The organism is Photobacterium sp. 270122K (assembly GCF_059941365.1).
The window spans coordinates 202,668-218,304 of the sequence record NZ_JBPOEN010000007.1; the positions used below are offsets into that span (position 1 = coordinate 202,668).

Consider the following 15,637-nt stretch of genomic DNA (forward strand, 5'->3'; position numbering starts at 1 on the left):
TGGTCAGCGCCGTTTTATTTTGTCGGCATCTTAATATGCGCTTTGCGGTAAAGAAACGTGTTGAAAGAATACGTTAAGCGTGGCGCAAAATATCCTGTAGTGCTTCGTCGATCGTTTTATGTTGGAAGGTATAGCCCGCCGCTTCCAGCTTGGCCGGAACGGCGTTTTGTCCTTCCAGTAGCAAAGAGGCCGCCTCGCCGAGTGCTAGCTTCAAGGCAAAGGGCGGTGTAAACAGCAAATGCGGACGATGCAGGGCATGTGCCAGCGCTTTGCTAAAGGTTTTATTGCTGACGGGCTCCGGTGCGGTTAGGTTAAATGCCCCGTTGGCTGTAGGCGTATTCAGTAAAAAGACGATGGCATTGACCATGTCATCCAAATGGATCCATGGCATGTACTGTTTACCGTTGCCGATAGGGCCGCCGACCCCGAGCTGGTACGGCAACAGCATTTTGGCCAGTGCGCCACCGTGACGGCCGAGTACAATACCGGTGCGCAGCAGGCACACACGGGTCGCGTCGCTGTGGGCTTCAAGGGCGATGTTTTCCCAGCGTTGGCACACATGATGGGCAAAGTTGTGGGTAGACACATGTTGTTCAATGGCAAAGTCTTCATCGATCACCGTGTCATGCTGGTCGCCATAAATACCGACGGCAGATCCACTGATAAAGGTGTGCGGCGGTTGTGATCCAGCTTTCATTTTATCGACCAGTTGTTGGGTGATCCCCCAGCGACTACGACAAATGGTGTCTTTTTGCCGTGCCGTCCAACGTTTATTGATGATCGGCTCGCCAGCTAAATTGATCACCGCGTCGAAGTCATCCAAGTTGTCAAATTGCTCCAAACTGGTGATGGCGTTGACTTGTTCGCCGAGCGATAAGCTGGCGTTGGCCGGATCGCGGCTTAATACCGTGATGTTATGATCACGAAGTTGATCAATAAGTGCAGAGCCAATAAAGCCGGTACCGCCAGTCACTAATAGTTTCATCCTGTTCCCCTCAATACTGCTGACTTCCTCAGGTGGCCTCGACAGGTGTTTACCGCGTGTCACGTTGAGGTACTTGGCTATATACGAGTATAGCCAAGGGATAGATTGACGAAATCATAACGCATTGTGAAAAAAGTGTTTATACCTCAGTGCGGTAAAGTAATCAGTATGATTGAGGCTGGGAGCCTATTGGACGGGCGGTTGAACGTTAGCAATAGGCAGCGTGGCATTGTGTCAGGCTTCCGTGTACGATGCGCGTATCTTGATTGATTACTGTAAGACTGACATGAAACTGTTTTTTGCTTCCGATATTCATGGTTGTGCCGAGAGTACACGTCGCACGCTGGCCGCGTTTGAACAAAGCGGTGCGGATCATTTGATTTTGCTGGGTGATACCTTAAATCACGGCCCGCGTAATGCTTTGCCAGCCGGTTATGCCCCCGTCGACGTGGCGGAATTGTTGAACCAGCATGCGGAAAATATCACGGCGGTACGCGGTAACTGCGACAGCGATGTGGATCAGATGCTGCTCGATTTCCCAATGATGGCGGATTACAACCTGGTGTTGCTGCCAAACGGTCGCCGTCTGTTTTTGACCCATGGGCATTTGTACAACAGTGACAAGCACCCGCGTTTGCGTGCAGGCGATGTGATTGTGTCTGGCCATACGCACATCCCGGTGGCGGAGCAGAAAGGCGATTATTACGCGTTTAACCCGGGATCAGTCACGATCCCACGCGGTGACGGTAAAGCCAGTTACGGCCTGCTTGAAAACAACACACTGAAAGTGGTGACGTTTGACGGTGACGTACTGTGTCAGGTGACCTTACCGGCGTAAGTGTCAGTCAGTAGCCACACCATGTTGTAAGAGGCGAGCAATGCTCGCCTTTTTTATGCCTGTTGAACGCTCGGAATGGGAGGAGCCGGCCGCGAGACCTATAGGCCGATCAGCAGTTTGACCCCTATCAATAAGGTCAGCACTTCAAAGCAGCGTTTGATCAGCGTATTGCTTTTTTGTGTCGCCCAATGCGCGCCTAAATAGCCGCCACACAGCGAACCCAGCAGCAGTACCGGGATCCACGGCCAGTAGATCTCTGCGCCGGCGACATACATGGCCGCTGCGCCAATCCCGTTCCAGAATAGCCCGACACTGACCAGCGTTAATGCGACCGCTTGCTTGTAATCAAAACCAAACCAGCGCACCAAAAATAAGGTCACGAACAGGCCGGTACCGGCGGTGAGAGAGCCATTCAGAATGCCAATAGCCGCTAATCCCACTCCGCCTAGCAGTAATCCCGCTGTATTGCGGTGACGGGGTTCGGCAGTTTGGCCGAGGGAGTGTTTGCACACGGAATAGATCCCCAGCCCTAAAATCAGCCCGCCGAGCAGCGCTTCCGCAATACGGCCGGGCACGAACAAAATCACATTGGCCCCCGCAATCACGCCTAACATGCCTGCCACAATCACATAGCTTGTCAGACGCCAATCTAAGGTGCCTGCACGAATGTGTTTGATCGCCGCCCCTAAGCCGAGGGCAACACTGGCCACTTTATGCGTCGCAAGGGCTATAGTAAAAGGCAGGCCGAGGAAGATAAGTAACGGAAATTGCAACAGCCCTGCACCCCCACCGGATAACGACGCCAAGGTGTTGGCAACCAGAGAACCAAAGAAAAGCCCGAGAGAGTTGAGTATATCCATATACTGCCTGATGAGTACAAAATGCCAACGAAGGGCATTACCTTAGCGTAAAAAGACGACAGTCGGCTAGAGTGGTTTTCATCGGTGGCATGCACCGACCAAGACTTGTGTCACAAAAAGCAATGTTGTGTGGCGATTTTTTATCAATGGCGTTTATTTCGTGTTGCTAAAATGTTTTTGAAAAATGACGTGTTTTGTTGATTCGGAATTTCCGAGGTATTACCTCGAATATCTCGAGTTTATGCTTTGGCAGAGCCTTGAATTTTCGCTGGATAAGGTTCACTATCCGGCCTCCTCATTTTTATGTCTCAATTTGTGTTAGGTATCAACGATTATGCATCAGAATCAATTTGATTCTTTATTACCCCCTCAAATGGCGGAAAAAGCGGCAGAGGTAGGTGTAAGTAAGGCCACCAAAGACCCCATGAAATCGCTCCTGTTGGCCATCACGGCGGGTATGCATATTGGTATCGCCTTTGTGTTCTATACCACGGTGACCACCGGTGCCGGCGATATGGCTTGGGGGATGTCACGCTTTATTGGTGGTTTGGCATTCAGCTTGGGCTTGATCCTTGTCGTGATCACGGGCGGTGAGTTATTTACCAGCTCGGTACTGACGTTGGTGGCACGTGCCAGTGGTAAAATCAGCTGGAAGAGCCTGTGGGCGCATTGGGGGATCGTGTATGTCGGTAACCTGATCGGTGCACTGTTACTGGTGGGTTTGATGTTGATGACCAAGCAGTACATGTCAGGTGATGGCGCGGTGGGTATTAATGCGATGAAAATTGCCCAACACAAATTACACCACGAATTTCTTCAGGCCGTTGCGCTTGGCATCATGTGTAACGTGTTGGTGTGTGTCGCGGTATGGATGACGTTCAGTGGCCGTACGCTGACAGACAAAATTTTAGTGATGATCTTGCCCGTCGCCATGTTCGTGTCTTCAGGTTTTGAGCACTGCATTGCGAACATGTTCCAAGTGCCAATGGCGATTGGTATCAAAGCGTTGGCGAGCCCAGAGTTTTGGCAGATGAGTGGCATGAATCCTGCTGATTTTGCGGATTTAACCCTAAGCAATTTTGTACTCAATAACCTTATCCCAGTGACACTCGGTAACATTATCGGTGGTGGCATCTTTGTGGGTATGGGGTATTGGATGATTTATTTGCGTGGTAAGTAAATCGACAATCGTTTTATAAAAGACGGTGGGCAGTAGTGTGCTAGCGACTGATTACCGTCTCTTGATTGTGAGATTTTATTACTACGTTCTACGTTTACTGACTGTATTTTGTTAGTACTATTATTTAAAGATTTGAGTCTTTCTTCTCGCCGCTGCCTTTTTGCAGCGGCTTTTTTATATTCTGAGTTTCGAGTTTCGAGTTTCGAGTTTCGAGTTTCTAGAGTCTATAGGCTATAGCCGAGAACAGAACTTCGCTTCCTTACCTTGCACCTTCGGCTTATGCCACCAGACTCCATAGCAAGTAACCATTAAGGCTCAGTACCAGCAGGATGATGATCCCGCCCAGTCCCGCGATCACCGGGGAGTTGCGAAAGCGTCCCATGATCTGATGCTGGCTGGTGAAGACAAGCAAAGGAATGATAGCCAGCGCGACCCCAAAGCTCAGTACCACTTGGCTGGCGACTAAAATGTCGGTGGTGCTTACGCCCATCATAATGAAGCCAAAGGCCGGTAACATGGTCACCACACGGCGTACCCAGAGTGGGATCGTGAAACGGACAAAGCCTTGCATCACCACTTGGCCAGCCAGTGTACCAACAACGGTGGATGATAAGCCTGAGGCGATCAGTGACAGCCCAAACAGCAGTGCCGCGCCTTTGCCCAACAGTGGGGTCAGGGTTTGGTAGGCTGTTTCAATGCTGGCGATGTCCGTCCGGCCCGTGTGGTGGAATACCGCAGCGGCCATCGCGATAATCGCAATGTTGACAAAGCCCGCAATGGTCATGGCGATCAGCACATCAATACGTGTCATTTTCAGACGTTTTGTCACAGAGTGCTCGGTCGGTGCAGAGAACATGGCCGAGTGCAGGTAGACCACGTGTGGCATCACGGTCGCCCCTAAAATCGCTGCCGCCAGATAGATTTGCTTCGGTTCGGTCAGGCTTGGCACCATCAGGCCATGAGCCAGCGGGGCCAGCGCAGGTTTCGCCATCATCAGCTCCGCCACATAAATGACCGCGACCACCAACAGTAACGTACCAATGACGATTTCCAGGGGTTTTTGGTTGCGTTTTCCCAGAGTCAAAATGGCCAAGGTCATTAATGCGGTGATGGTCGCCCCTTCGAGCAGGTTCACGCCCAGCAGCAATTGGAAACCTACGGCGGCACCAATGAATTCGGCTAAATCGGTGGCCATCGCAATCAATTCCGCTTGCAGCCAATAAGGTACGACGGCCCAACGTGGCAGTTGATCCCGCAGGTGTTCGGCGAGGTTTTTCCCAGTCACAATCCCCAATTTAGCAGAGAGGTATTGGATCAGCATGGCCATCAGGTTGGCCCACAGGACGACCCACAGCAGTTGATAGCCGTAGGCAGAGCCCGCTTCAATGTTGGTGGCAAAGTTACCGGGATCGATATAACCAATTGCCGCCACAAAGGCCGGACCGATCAATCGGCGTGCAGAGCCTTTCAGCGACGGGGATGCCGATGCGGCATGACTGGGGCTAACGGTGTGTGACTGACTGTCAGCCAGAGGGGAAGTGAGTGTGGTCATAGCGTGTGTCCGATAACGTGGTGAAGCAAGAAAAGGCGATGGAAGGACTTTACGCCTGTGTACGGACGAGGGCTAATGCGTAAAAACTATCGGTTTGATAGTAATGACCGATAGATAATCTTTGCGAGAGGCGAGAGGCGAGAGGCGAGAGGCGAGAGGCGAGAGGACTGCGCCAATGCGACGCAGTCCGAGGGGGATGAATTAATTCACCATCATTGAGATGGTGTAACCCAATACCGTGGCGACACCGACGCCGATGAAGCCTGGGATCATGAAGCTGTGGTTCAGCACATACTTACCGATCGCCGTGGTGCCGGAGCGGTCAAAGCTGATCGCCGCCAAGTCACTTGGGTAGAACGGGAAGAAGAAGTACGCGTAACACGCTGGGATCACCCCGATCAGTACCGCCGGATCAATGCCCAGCGCAAAGCCCAGTGGCAGCATGATGGTCAGTACCGCCGCCTGGCTCTTCAGGAAGGCAGACACAAAGAACATGGCAAAGGCAAACGACCATGGGTAGATGTTTACCATCCCGCTCACCAGTTCCACCAAGTATGGCTTGTGATGGCCAATGATGGTGTCACTCAGCCACGCGATACCAAAGATGGTGATCACGGCACTCATGCCGGCGATAAACACGTTACTGCTGACAATTTTCTTCGGTGAAATGTTGGTTGCCAACAAGATCACCGCACCGACAGACAGCATCAGGAACTGAATCGCTACTGACATGCCCACGCCTTTCGGCAGCAATTGCTTGCTGAACAGGGCGATGATGATGACCGACAAAATACCCAGCAGGAACACCGCCAAGCCTTTCGTTGCCGTACGCTGTTGTGCCGCTTCTTCTTCAGCAGAGTTTTCTTGCTCTGCATCAATCAGGCTGTTGCGGAAGGTTTCATCTTGCAGACGCGCTTGGAATTCAGGATCTTTATCCAGATCTTTACCGCGCTTCAAACTCCACAGACAGCCCACCAACAAGCCACCTAACGTCGCAGGAATCGTCACGATTAACACGTCAATCAGGTTGATATCGATGTTATTGCTCATGGCGGTCGCCATTACAACCGCTGCTGCGGCGGCAATCGGGCTGGCGGTGATACCCATTTGCGAAGCAACAGTGGCCATGGCCATTGGGCGTTCAGGACGGATGCCTTTTTTGTACGCGACATCGTAAATGACCGGCAATAGCGGGTACACAGAGTGGCCGGTACCGACCAGTACGGTCAGGGTATAGGTACACAGTGGGCCTAAGAACACCACGTGTTCTGGGTGTTTACGCAGCAAACGCTCGGCGTATTTCACCATCAGTTTGAGGCCGCCAGTGGCTTCCAATGTTGCAGACGCCGCCACCACCGCAAGGATGATCAGCATGACACCGACAGGCGGTTTCCCGGGGGCAATATCAAACACAAACGTCATAACCGACACACCAAGGCCACCGAGCAGGCCAAAGGCGATGCCGCCATAACGAATACCGATCAAAATGACCGCCAACAGCATTAACAGATGGATCCAGAACATGATTCCCCTCCTTGAGAAGAGTGTTTATAAACAAAAAAGTAAAATGGGTGAAATCAATACGGTTTTGGTTATAAAGCATTTCATGCTGGAAAATTGGTGGTTACGTTCAACAAATACAATTAATTAACGTTTTCGCAAAATCATTGAGAAGGGAATGTGAAGGGGGTCAGAGTGTGCTTGAGTGTGATGTAACAGATTTTCATGCAATAAACGCAGTGTTGCGTGATTTTTGTACAGTCGGTGTGAGAAATGCAAAAAAAACGCCCTTGCAACAGCAAGGGCGTTTATCGATCACTCAACCGTTAAAACGATTAAGCGTTAGCTTCTTCAGCTTGTTTTGCCTGAATCGCAGTCAGTGCAACGGTGTAAACGATATCGTCTACTAGTGCGCCACGAGAAAGGTCGTTCACCGGCTTACGCATGCCCTGAAGCATTGGACCGATAGAAACAAGGTCAGCTGAACGCTGTACCGCTTTGTATGTCGTGTTACCTGTGTTTAGGTCAGGGAATACGAATACTGTCGCTTTACCTGCAACTGGAGAGTTAGGTGCTTTAGAAGCAGCCACGTTTTCCATGATTGCAGCATCGTACTGAAGTGGACCATCGATGATCAGATCAGGACGCTTCGCTTGAGCAAGCTTAGTTGCTTCACGTACTTTATCTACGTCTGCACCCTTACCAGATTCACCGGTAGAGTAAGAGATCATAGCAACGCGTGGTTCGATACCGAACGCTTTTGCAGAATCTGCAGATTGGATAGCGATTTCTGCAAGCTGCTCAGCGGTTGGATCTGGGTTGATCGCACAGTCACCGTAAACCAATACTTGGTCAGGCAGTAGCATGAAGAATACAGATGATACAATAGACGCATCAGGTGCAGTCTTGATGATCTGGAACGGAGGAACGATAGTGTTCGCAGTCGTGTGAACCGCACCTGAAACCAGGCCGTCAACTTCGTTGTTTTCTAGCATCATAGTGCCTAGGAAAACAGAATCTTGAAGTTTTTCACGTGCAACAACGTCAGTCATGCCTTTCGCGCCACGTAGCTCAACCAAGCGAGCAACGTAGTTTTCACGCACTTCATCAGAGTTGATGATCGTTACGCCAGAACCTAGTACCACGCCCTGCTGCTCAGCAACACGACGGATTTCTTCTGGGTTACCAAGAAGCACACATTCCGCGATACCGCGCTCAGCACAGATAGCTGCTGCTTTAACGGTACGTGGCTCGTCACCTTCAGGAAGCACGATACGCTTAGCTGCCTTACGTGCAAGTTCAGTTAGCTCGTAACGGAATGCAGGTGGGCTTAGACGACGCTCTTTGGTTGAGCCTTCAGTTAGCGATTCAATCCACTGGCCATCAATGTGGCTAGCCATGTACTCGTTAACCATTTCAACGCGTTCTTTGTCGTCTGCTGGTACTTCTAGGCTGAAGCTCTGAAGGTTCAGAGACGTCTGCCAAGTGTTACCTTGTGCGGTCATTACAGGTAGGCCTGTTTCAAACGCACGCTCACAAAGGTCAAGAACAGGCTTAGGTAGCTCGTAACCGCCAGTTAGCAGTAGGGCACCGATTTCTACGCCGTTCATTGCTGCAAGACATGCCGCAACGATAACGTCAGGACGGTCAGCAGAAGTCACAAGTAGAGAACCTGGACGGAAGTGTTCAACCATGTGTGGGATAGAGCGTGCACAGAAAGTGATGCTCTTGATGCGACGTGTTGCCACATCACCTTGGTTGATGATTTCAGCGTTTAGGTGCTTAGCAATGTCCGTTGAACGCGTAGCGATTAGCTCTGCGCTCCAAGGAGCACAACCTAGAACACGGATAGGGCTAGAGTTGAATACCTGCATCACTTCAACGTGAGAAGGTACAGTACCTTCTGCATCATCAAAGATTTCAGACAGATCAGGACGTGTACGGCCTTCAGCATCAACAGGTGCGTTTAGTTTGTTAACGATAACGCCTGAGATTTGCTTGTTCTTGATGCCGCCGAAGTTAGAACATGCTACTTCGATACGCTCTTTAAGCTGTGCTGCGTTGTCAGTACCAGGCGCAACAACGAAGACGATTTCCGCATCTAGCGTTTTCGCGATTTCGTAGTTGATCTGGTTTGCAAATGGGTGCTTACGCGTTGGTACTAGACCTTCGATTAGCGCCACTTCTGCATTTGCAGTCGCTTCTTTGAAACGTGCAACGATGTCTTCTAGCAGTACATCGCTCTTATCGTTACGGATAAGTTCTTCAGCACATGCCATAGAGAAAGGTTCTGCCACTTTCATGTCACTGTTAGCAGTGATGATAGTGGTTGTCAGATCCGGTTGCTCGCCACCGTGACGTGGTTGAGCAATAGGCTTGAAGAAAGAAACGCGAACACCTTTGCGCTCCATGGCGCGAAGTACGCCAAGGCTTACGCTGGTAAGACCAACACCGGCGCCAACCGGAATAAGCATAATAGTACGGGACACTGTGAATTCCTCAACTATTGAACATACAGTGCTGTTTAATAAAGGTAGTGATACCGTTATTGAACAACACCTCAAAAGCGATGCATGGTTGAGCCAATAAAATGGCCACCATGAAAAAACGGCCGGCCGAAGCCAGCCGTTGAACAACATTTATCGTTGATTAGATTTCAGCAAGTAGTGCTGTATCTTCTGCGATAACGAGTTCTTCGTTCGTTGAAACAACCATTGCAGGAACACGGCTGTTTGCAGTCGTGATCATGCCTTCGCCGCCGAAACGTGCTTTTAGGTTTGCTTCGCTATCAACTTCAACACCTAGGATAGCTAGACGGTTAAGTACCATCTCACGGATAGGTGCAGAGTTCTCACCGATACCGCCGGTGAAAGTGATTGCGTCTAGACGACCTTCTAGCGTAGCAGTGTAGCCCGCTACGTACTTAGCTAGACGGTGGCAGAACACGTCCATTGCACGTGTTGCTTCTTCTTTCTGGCCGTAGTTGTCTTCAACGAAACGACAGTCAGAAGTCACTTCAGTCAGACCCTGTAGGCCAGACTCTTTAGTTAGCATGTTGTTGATTTGCTCAACAGAGTAACCTAGTGCATCGTGTAGGTGGAAGATGATCGCAGGATCGATATCGCCACAACGCGTACCCATTACTAGACCTTCAAGAGGAGTCAGACCCATAGAAGTATCTACAGATTGGCCGTTCTTGATTGCACAAACAGATGCGCCGTTACCTAGGTGACAGTTGATGATGTTAACTTCTTCAACTGGCTTGTTCAGTAGACCAGCAACTTCACGCGTGATGAACAGGTGAGAAGTACCGTGCATGCCGTAGCGACGGATGCCGTGGTCTTTGTATAGGCTGTACGGAAGTGCGTATAGGAACGCTTCTTCAGGCATAGTCTGGTGGAACGCAGTATCGAATACAGCAACGTTTTTCAGTGCTGGGAATGCAGTTTGTGCTGCTTTGATACCGATTAGGTGTGCAGGGTTGTGAAGCGGTGCAAATGTTGCAGCGTCTTCGATACCTTTAAGCACTTCATCAGTGATCAGTGCAGATTTAGTGAACTGCTCGCCACCGTGAACGATACGGTGACCGATCGCGCCTAGGTTTTCTGCTAGTTCTGGCTTAGACGCAAGAATTGAGTCTACCATGAACGCAAGTGCTTCTTCGTGAGCCGCGCCGTTGCCAAGCTGTGCTTCGTGCTTGCCATCAAGTTTCCACTTGATACGTGCTTCTGGAAGGTGCAGACATTCTGCAAGACCTGTCAGGTGCTCTTCACCTGTTACTGCGTCAACAACGGCGAACTTAAGAGAAGAACTACCGCAGTTAAGAACTAAAACCAGCTTAGACATGAGTGACTACCTATAATCTGTCTGAAAGTTGATATTCAACTAAATAAAAATTACCCCAAGAGAATAGTCGACTTTGAAAAGCACGGTCTACTCAGGGTCAAATTCGTGTTATATCCGTATAATTAAAGATCGAGTAACCCAGATCTTGGGCAATCCATGAGGGTGCCTTCGGTTGCCAGAACAGAAATTACAGGCAACAATACATGTAGGCGCGCCTAGGATAGCGATTGTGGCGCAATATAACAAAAAGATTTTTAGAAAAAATTAATTTGAATCAAGTTTGTTATTGGCCGTTTTGAATTTTTACTGATTTTTTTGATACTTGGTGGGTTATGAGTCAACAAACCTCGATTTGGCAGTCTTTCCGTCATGGGCAGGATTACATGGCGACGTGGCCTATGCGTAAAGAGTTGGCGTTGTTGTTTCCCGAGCAGCGCTACATCAAAGCGACGCGTTTTGCGATACGCGTGATGCCTGCCGTGGCGGTACTCAGTGTGCTGAGCCAGATGGCGTTCAATAATTACGATGCCTTGCCTCAGGCCATCACCATGGCGTTGTTTGCGCTGAGTATGCCGTTGCAAGGGCTGTGGTGGCTGGGTAAGCGCAGCCGTACCGATTTGCCGCCGTCATTGGCGAACTGGTGCCGAGAGATCCACGATAAAATCATTCGTGAAGGGTATGCACTGCAGCCCCTGCGTGCTCGTCCGCGTTATGTGGAATTGGCGCAGATCTTAAACCGTGCTTTCAAGCAGCTCGATAAAGGCGCGCTGGAGCGCTGGTTTTAAGTGATGGCTTTTTAGCGTGTATGCTTGCTCGTGAGCCCAAAAACAAAAAAGTAGCCCGTGGGCTACTTTTTTGTGCATGGCAGATCGTCGAGTGGATTACTCGAAATCGCTCTCAGAATCGAGTCTCTTCTGGCGAACGGCAGGCTTTGCCAAGATTTCCAGATAGAAAGACGTCAAAGCAAGCGCTTCAACTTCATCAATGTGCTTGTTGATTTCCTTAACGTGAATCACCTTTGCTTCCTGCTCGGTATGGCCAAATCGACAGTCAAAATCCCAAAAATCGGCACCTGCAGGTAGCTGCTTATTGCGCTCACGCTTAAGGTATTTTTTTACTTCGTGTTTTACGGCTTCAACAACGCGTGGAACCGCTTTTTTTGGGTGAGTTAAAGCAAATGTTTTTTTCATCGTCTTCCTAAAGTCAAAAGAACCCCGATTATGCCGGGATACGGGTATGTTACTTCATATTTTCGCTTGCCGCGAATCTCACGTTGCATTCTCTGGTGGTTTAAGGGAAACGGTATACCTTCACGCTATTCAGGCGAGAGTCAGGTGCAATGGCGATAATGGTTTTCAGAGATAATAGCTGTCTCTCTCTTTGAACCCCACAAGCTTGGCCGCCGGTGGGGTTCTATCTATCAGGTCTTTGCTGATCATGCCCTTTGACCTATCATTTTCTCGCATCTCGTCTCACTCTTCTCGACATTGTCCCTTTGATACTGACTTAAACTGTGTTCGTACCGATTGTTGCATTTCTTTTTCGCTGACATAGCGCGCAGGCAGGGCTTGCACGGTAACGGTGTAATCGGGTGCGCCGTCAGGCAATGGCGTCTCTGTGGTTACCGGGGTGATCATCACTACCGATAACGCAGGATTACGCGCAGCGATCCGTGACGCGAGCCCTAACCCTTGGGCGACATGAAAACGCCCCGCGATATGCATAATCTGCCGCGTAGGGAACTGCGCGAGGTGGTTCACCATGCTTTCTGCCATGGTGTCATCCCAAGTGGTTTGTGCAGCAAACAGGTGATTATTGGTGTGTGAATGCGGCCCTTTGGCTCCCGGCGCCATGAGTGTTTCAAAGGCGTCACGGTATGCATCTCTCGCAAGGGTGAGGCGTTGTGCCGCCCACGTTCGTTCAATGGAGGGCAAGCGATCCAGATAGTCGGGGCCGACTTTCCCCACGCAACGCACAATGGTGCGGGGCGCATTGGCAGCAATCACATCCAACTGGTGTTGCTTGGCAAATTCCACCAAGGGGCGGTAGTCGCTGCGATAATTCGGCCATGCCTTGCCGTGTCGAATGAGTGTTTCCTCGCCGATCTCTCCCGCCAAATATTGATTGATGACATGTTGTTTGTCGCGGCTGAATTGCTCCATCGATACCGTGATGTTGGGGGCGCTGTGATACAACGCCGCCAGCAACTGGGCTTGCAACAAGTGCACGGCAGGGTGGCCGTGCCACTCCCCAACGAGGACGATATCGGCGTCTTTCACCGCGTGGCTTAACGTGGTGACATCCCAGTATTGAGTCTGAACTTGAGTCTTGGTTTCTGTTTTTACCTCTGCGTATTGAGAGGAAGACGGTGAAGACGGCGGGTTGATGGTGTAATCGTATAAGGTCGATGGCAGGGACTGGGATTGGGGCATTGCAGTGCTTTGAGTAGGGGCGGTTTGAATCGGTGATGTCTTGAGCGGTGTAGGAGAGGCGCTGCAACCGACGAGCCCGTAGGTGATCCCGGCACAGAGCAGTAAAACGGATGTTCGCATTGTGATTTCCCGTCATCATCAAAAGGCATAAAGCAGCCAAACCTAAAGTATAGCGAAGGTGTGTGATGTACGGAGAGGGTGATATGCCGGCAGCAGAGTGTGCCGGCTATCGAGTGTTAGTGCGACGTGGCTGCGGTTACGCTAGACGGCGGTACACGCGGATCGCAAAGTCGGCTTCACAGTGCAACTGCTCGCTGTCTGCCAGCTGTTGCCACACGGCATCACTGGTTTTCCAGGCGAACGGCGTCATCTGCATCAGTGCCGTTGCTTCAGCCCCTGAAAGCGTCATGTCATAATGCAGTTGGGCATCTTCCACTAACTCAAATCCCTCAATGTTTTCTACCGGTACGTCGTGCAGATGCACTTCGTCATAGATCATCGCTTTTAGCTGGTAGAGATGGCGCGGCGCGGGGGTTACGGCGACCAAGATCCCGCCTGCTTTCAGCGTGCGTTGCAGTTCTTCGGCTTTACATGGCGCATAGATACGTACCATGCCGTCCAGCAATTGCTCGGCAAACGGTAAGCGATGGCTCGACGCGACACAAAAATCACACTGTGGGTAGCGTTTTGCGGCGTAACGGACGGCCACTTTTGATATATCCAGCCCGTGTACAGTCAGATTCGGGTGCTCGACTCTTAACGCATCGGTCAATGCCGCGGTGTAATACCCTTCACCACATCCAATATCGAGCAGTTGCTCGGCATTTTCTGGCAGGTACTGGCTCAGTTTTTCGATCACGGTGGTACGTAGGGCATCATAGTGACCGCCTTCTAAAAATAGACGGCGCGCTTGCATCATCTCTTTGTTGTCACCGGGATTCTTTGAGCTTTTATGATGCGCGGGCATCAGATTGACATACCCTTCTTTGGCCTGATCAAACTGGTGGTTATTGGCACAGCGCCAGTTTGTTGCGTGTTGCTGCAAGGGCTGATGGCACAGAGGGCATTGGTAAGACATAGAGGAGCACCGGAGTAATAAGATGATCACGTATTGTAATCGCTCGGCTAAGTCACCTGCAAGGTGCAACCCCGTGTCGGGGTTCTGAAGCACATTAAAAAAGTCCAGCACAACACCAATAATGTAATGGTTATGTTTCGCTTTTGTGAACTTACGCTATGCTCTTTATTCACGCATTACTCAATAAGTGCACTTATAACAATGAACAGCATGGAGTCGTGTAGTGACATTTTTCTTCCTGTTAGCAAGGGGAGATAACAAAAATGTACAACAGGAGTTGAGCATGACAAAAGCAGTACAGGCAGTGGTACTACCGGCGTTATTGATGGTGGGCTTCGCGCAGGCAGGCACGATTTATCAGGGGGAAGACGGCTCGACCATCGATGTGTATGGACGTTTGGCGTTCAATGTCACTGATAAAGCCTCGGACGATGTGGAAGGGCGCTTTGATGCCCGTCTCGGTCTTGGGGGCTCGCAAACCGTGAATGATTGGGTGTCGGTGATAGGGTGGGCCGAATACCAAATCGGGGCGGCAGAATATGCCAATAACCTCAATGATGAAGATGAATTAACGGCACGTTATGTGTGGGCGGGGATTGATGCCTCTCATTACGGGACGTTTACCGGTGGTCGTGTGGCCTCGGGGCTGATCATGTTCACCGACATTGTCGATGTGTTCGCCGCGTCTGATATTGGGATTGCCCGTCAGGTGGCACAAGTCGATCCGACGGCGACGCAAGTGTTCCGTCAGGATGGCACGCTACAATACCAAAACAGCTACGACTACTTGGATGTGGCGGTGGCGTACATCATCGGTAATAACACTTCGGATCTTAAAACCGGCTATAACATTGCCTTGCGCTACACCTTTGATTTTGGGGAAAACGGCAAGTTGGCACCGGTGGCAATTTATCAGTACGACGAAAATGAGTCGGATGAAGAGTATTACGTCTGGGGCGTTGGTGGCAGCTATTACATTGGTGACTTAACGCTGGGGGCGATTTACTCTGAAGATGAAGTGAAGCGCAATAACGTTAAAAGTGAAGATGAGGTGGTTGAAGTCACGGCAGTGTATGACGTGGATGATTACTGGGTGCTGCGTTTGGGCTACCGCTGGCTGGATAACAGCGGCGGCGATGAGCTGGAGCTGAGTGATACCACATTAGAAGCGCAATACCGTCTCACGCTGCGTTCGTCGGCCTTCGCGAGCTATGTGTTCCGCGACGGTGAAAATGGCACATCCGGCGGTTACAGTGGTGATGCCGATGATGATTACTTCTTCTTGGGCTTACGTTACGAATACTGATCCCACGCGCTCCAGACACCACAACGCCAGCCGGTAGCGGCTGGCGTTGTGTGTGTGCAG

At 50.6% G+C, this 15,637-nt stretch carries 13 protein-coding genes; 4 read left to right on the top strand and 9 right to left on the bottom strand.

Annotated elements, in window-relative coordinates; all coding sequences use genetic code 11:
- Positions 1 to 73: 73 nt before the first annotated feature.
- On the bottom strand, positions 74 to 985 hold the full coding sequence (locus tag ACSF8W_RS14325; RefSeq protein WP_500847950.1) for a TIGR01777 family oxidoreductase: 912 nt from the start codon (positions 983 to 985) through the stop codon (positions 74 to 76).
- 286 nt (positions 986 to 1,271) lie between these two features.
- Between ACSF8W_RS14325 and yfcE the strand changes: the two genes are divergently transcribed.
- The gene (gene yfcE / locus ACSF8W_RS14330; protein WP_500848022.1) at positions 1,272 to 1,823 is read left to right on the top strand and encodes a phosphodiesterase; all 552 of its coding nucleotides are present in this window, start codon (positions 1,272 to 1,274) and stop codon (positions 1,821 to 1,823) included.
- A 98-nt stretch (positions 1,824 to 1,921) separates the two neighbouring features.
- On the opposite strand, the gene ACSF8W_RS14335 is transcribed toward yfcE, so the two are convergent.
- Positions 1,922 to 2,683: a sulfite exporter TauE/SafE family protein gene (locus ACSF8W_RS14335; protein ID WP_500847951.1), complete on the bottom strand. Its 762-nt coding sequence runs from the start codon at positions 2,681 to 2,683 to the stop codon at positions 1,922 to 1,924.
- A 334-nt stretch (positions 2,684 to 3,017) separates the two neighbouring features.
- On the opposite strand from ACSF8W_RS14335, the gene focA reads away from it, so the two are divergent.
- The gene (gene focA / locus ACSF8W_RS14340; protein WP_500847952.1) at positions 3,018 to 3,863 is read left to right on the top strand and encodes a formate transporter FocA; all 846 of its coding nucleotides are present in this window, start codon (positions 3,018 to 3,020) and stop codon (positions 3,861 to 3,863) included.
- A 277-nt stretch (positions 3,864 to 4,140) separates the two neighbouring features.
- Here the strand turns inward: focA and ACSF8W_RS14345 are convergent, their stop codons facing one another.
- From ACSF8W_RS14345 to ACSF8W_RS14360, 4 genes are all read right to left on the bottom strand, one after another.
- Complete coding sequence (locus ACSF8W_RS14345; protein ID WP_500847953.1) at positions 4,141 to 5,415, bottom strand: Nramp family divalent metal transporter; 1,275 nt, start codon at positions 5,413 to 5,415, stop codon at positions 4,141 to 4,143.
- 201 nt (positions 5,416 to 5,616) lie between these two features.
- Positions 5,617 to 6,939 carry an anaerobic C4-dicarboxylate transporter gene (locus tag ACSF8W_RS14350; protein WP_500847954.1) on the bottom strand — a complete coding sequence of 441 codons (1,323 nt, stop codon included), beginning with the start codon at positions 6,937 to 6,939 and terminating at the stop codon, positions 5,617 to 5,619.
- Positions 6,940 to 7,250: 311 nt separating this feature from the next.
- Positions 7,251 to 9,389, bottom strand: a complete 2,139-nt coding sequence (gene pta / locus ACSF8W_RS14355; RefSeq protein ID WP_500848023.1) for a phosphate acetyltransferase — start codon at positions 9,387 to 9,389, stop codon at positions 7,251 to 7,253.
- Between the two features lie 175 nt (positions 9,390 to 9,564).
- Positions 9,565 to 10,761, bottom strand: coding sequence for an acetate kinase (locus ACSF8W_RS14360; RefSeq protein ID WP_500847955.1), 1,197 nt, complete (start codon positions 10,759 to 10,761; stop codon positions 9,565 to 9,567).
- Positions 10,762 to 11,093: 332 nt separating this feature from the next.
- On the opposite strand from ACSF8W_RS14360, the gene yfbV reads away from it, so the two are divergent.
- The gene (gene yfbV / locus ACSF8W_RS14365) at positions 11,094 to 11,546 is read left to right on the top strand and encodes a terminus macrodomain insulation protein YfbV (protein WP_500847956.1); all 453 of its coding nucleotides are present in this window, start codon (positions 11,094 to 11,096) and stop codon (positions 11,544 to 11,546) included.
- A gap of 96 nt (positions 11,547 to 11,642) precedes the next feature.
- Here yfbV and ACSF8W_RS14370 read toward each other — a convergent pair whose 3' ends face one another.
- The 3 genes from ACSF8W_RS14370 to rlmA all read right to left on the bottom strand — a co-directional run bounded on the left by ACSF8W_RS14370 (position 11,643) and on the right by rlmA (position 14,271).
- A complete protein-coding gene (locus tag ACSF8W_RS14370) occupies positions 11,643 to 11,951 on the bottom strand; it encodes a DUF6172 family protein (RefSeq protein WP_500847957.1) in 309 nt (102 codons plus the stop codon).
- 282 nt (positions 11,952 to 12,233) lie between these two features.
- Positions 12,234 to 13,313 carry a ChaN family lipoprotein gene (locus ACSF8W_RS14375; protein WP_500847958.1) on the bottom strand — a complete coding sequence of 360 codons (1,080 nt, stop codon included), beginning with the start codon at positions 13,311 to 13,313 and terminating at the stop codon, positions 12,234 to 12,236.
- A gap of 136 nt (positions 13,314 to 13,449) precedes the next feature.
- Positions 13,450 to 14,271 carry a 23S rRNA (guanine(745)-N(1))-methyltransferase gene (gene rlmA, locus ACSF8W_RS14380; RefSeq protein ID WP_500847959.1) on the bottom strand — a complete coding sequence of 274 codons (822 nt, stop codon included), beginning with the start codon at positions 14,269 to 14,271 and terminating at the stop codon, positions 13,450 to 13,452.
- Positions 14,272 to 14,554: 283 nt separating this feature from the next.
- On the opposite strand from rlmA, the gene ACSF8W_RS14385 reads away from it, so the two are divergent.
- Positions 14,555 to 15,577, top strand: a complete 1,023-nt coding sequence (locus ACSF8W_RS14385) for a porin (protein ID WP_500847960.1) — start codon at positions 14,555 to 14,557, stop codon at positions 15,575 to 15,577.
- The last annotated feature ends 60 nt before the right edge of the window (positions 15,578 to 15,637 follow it).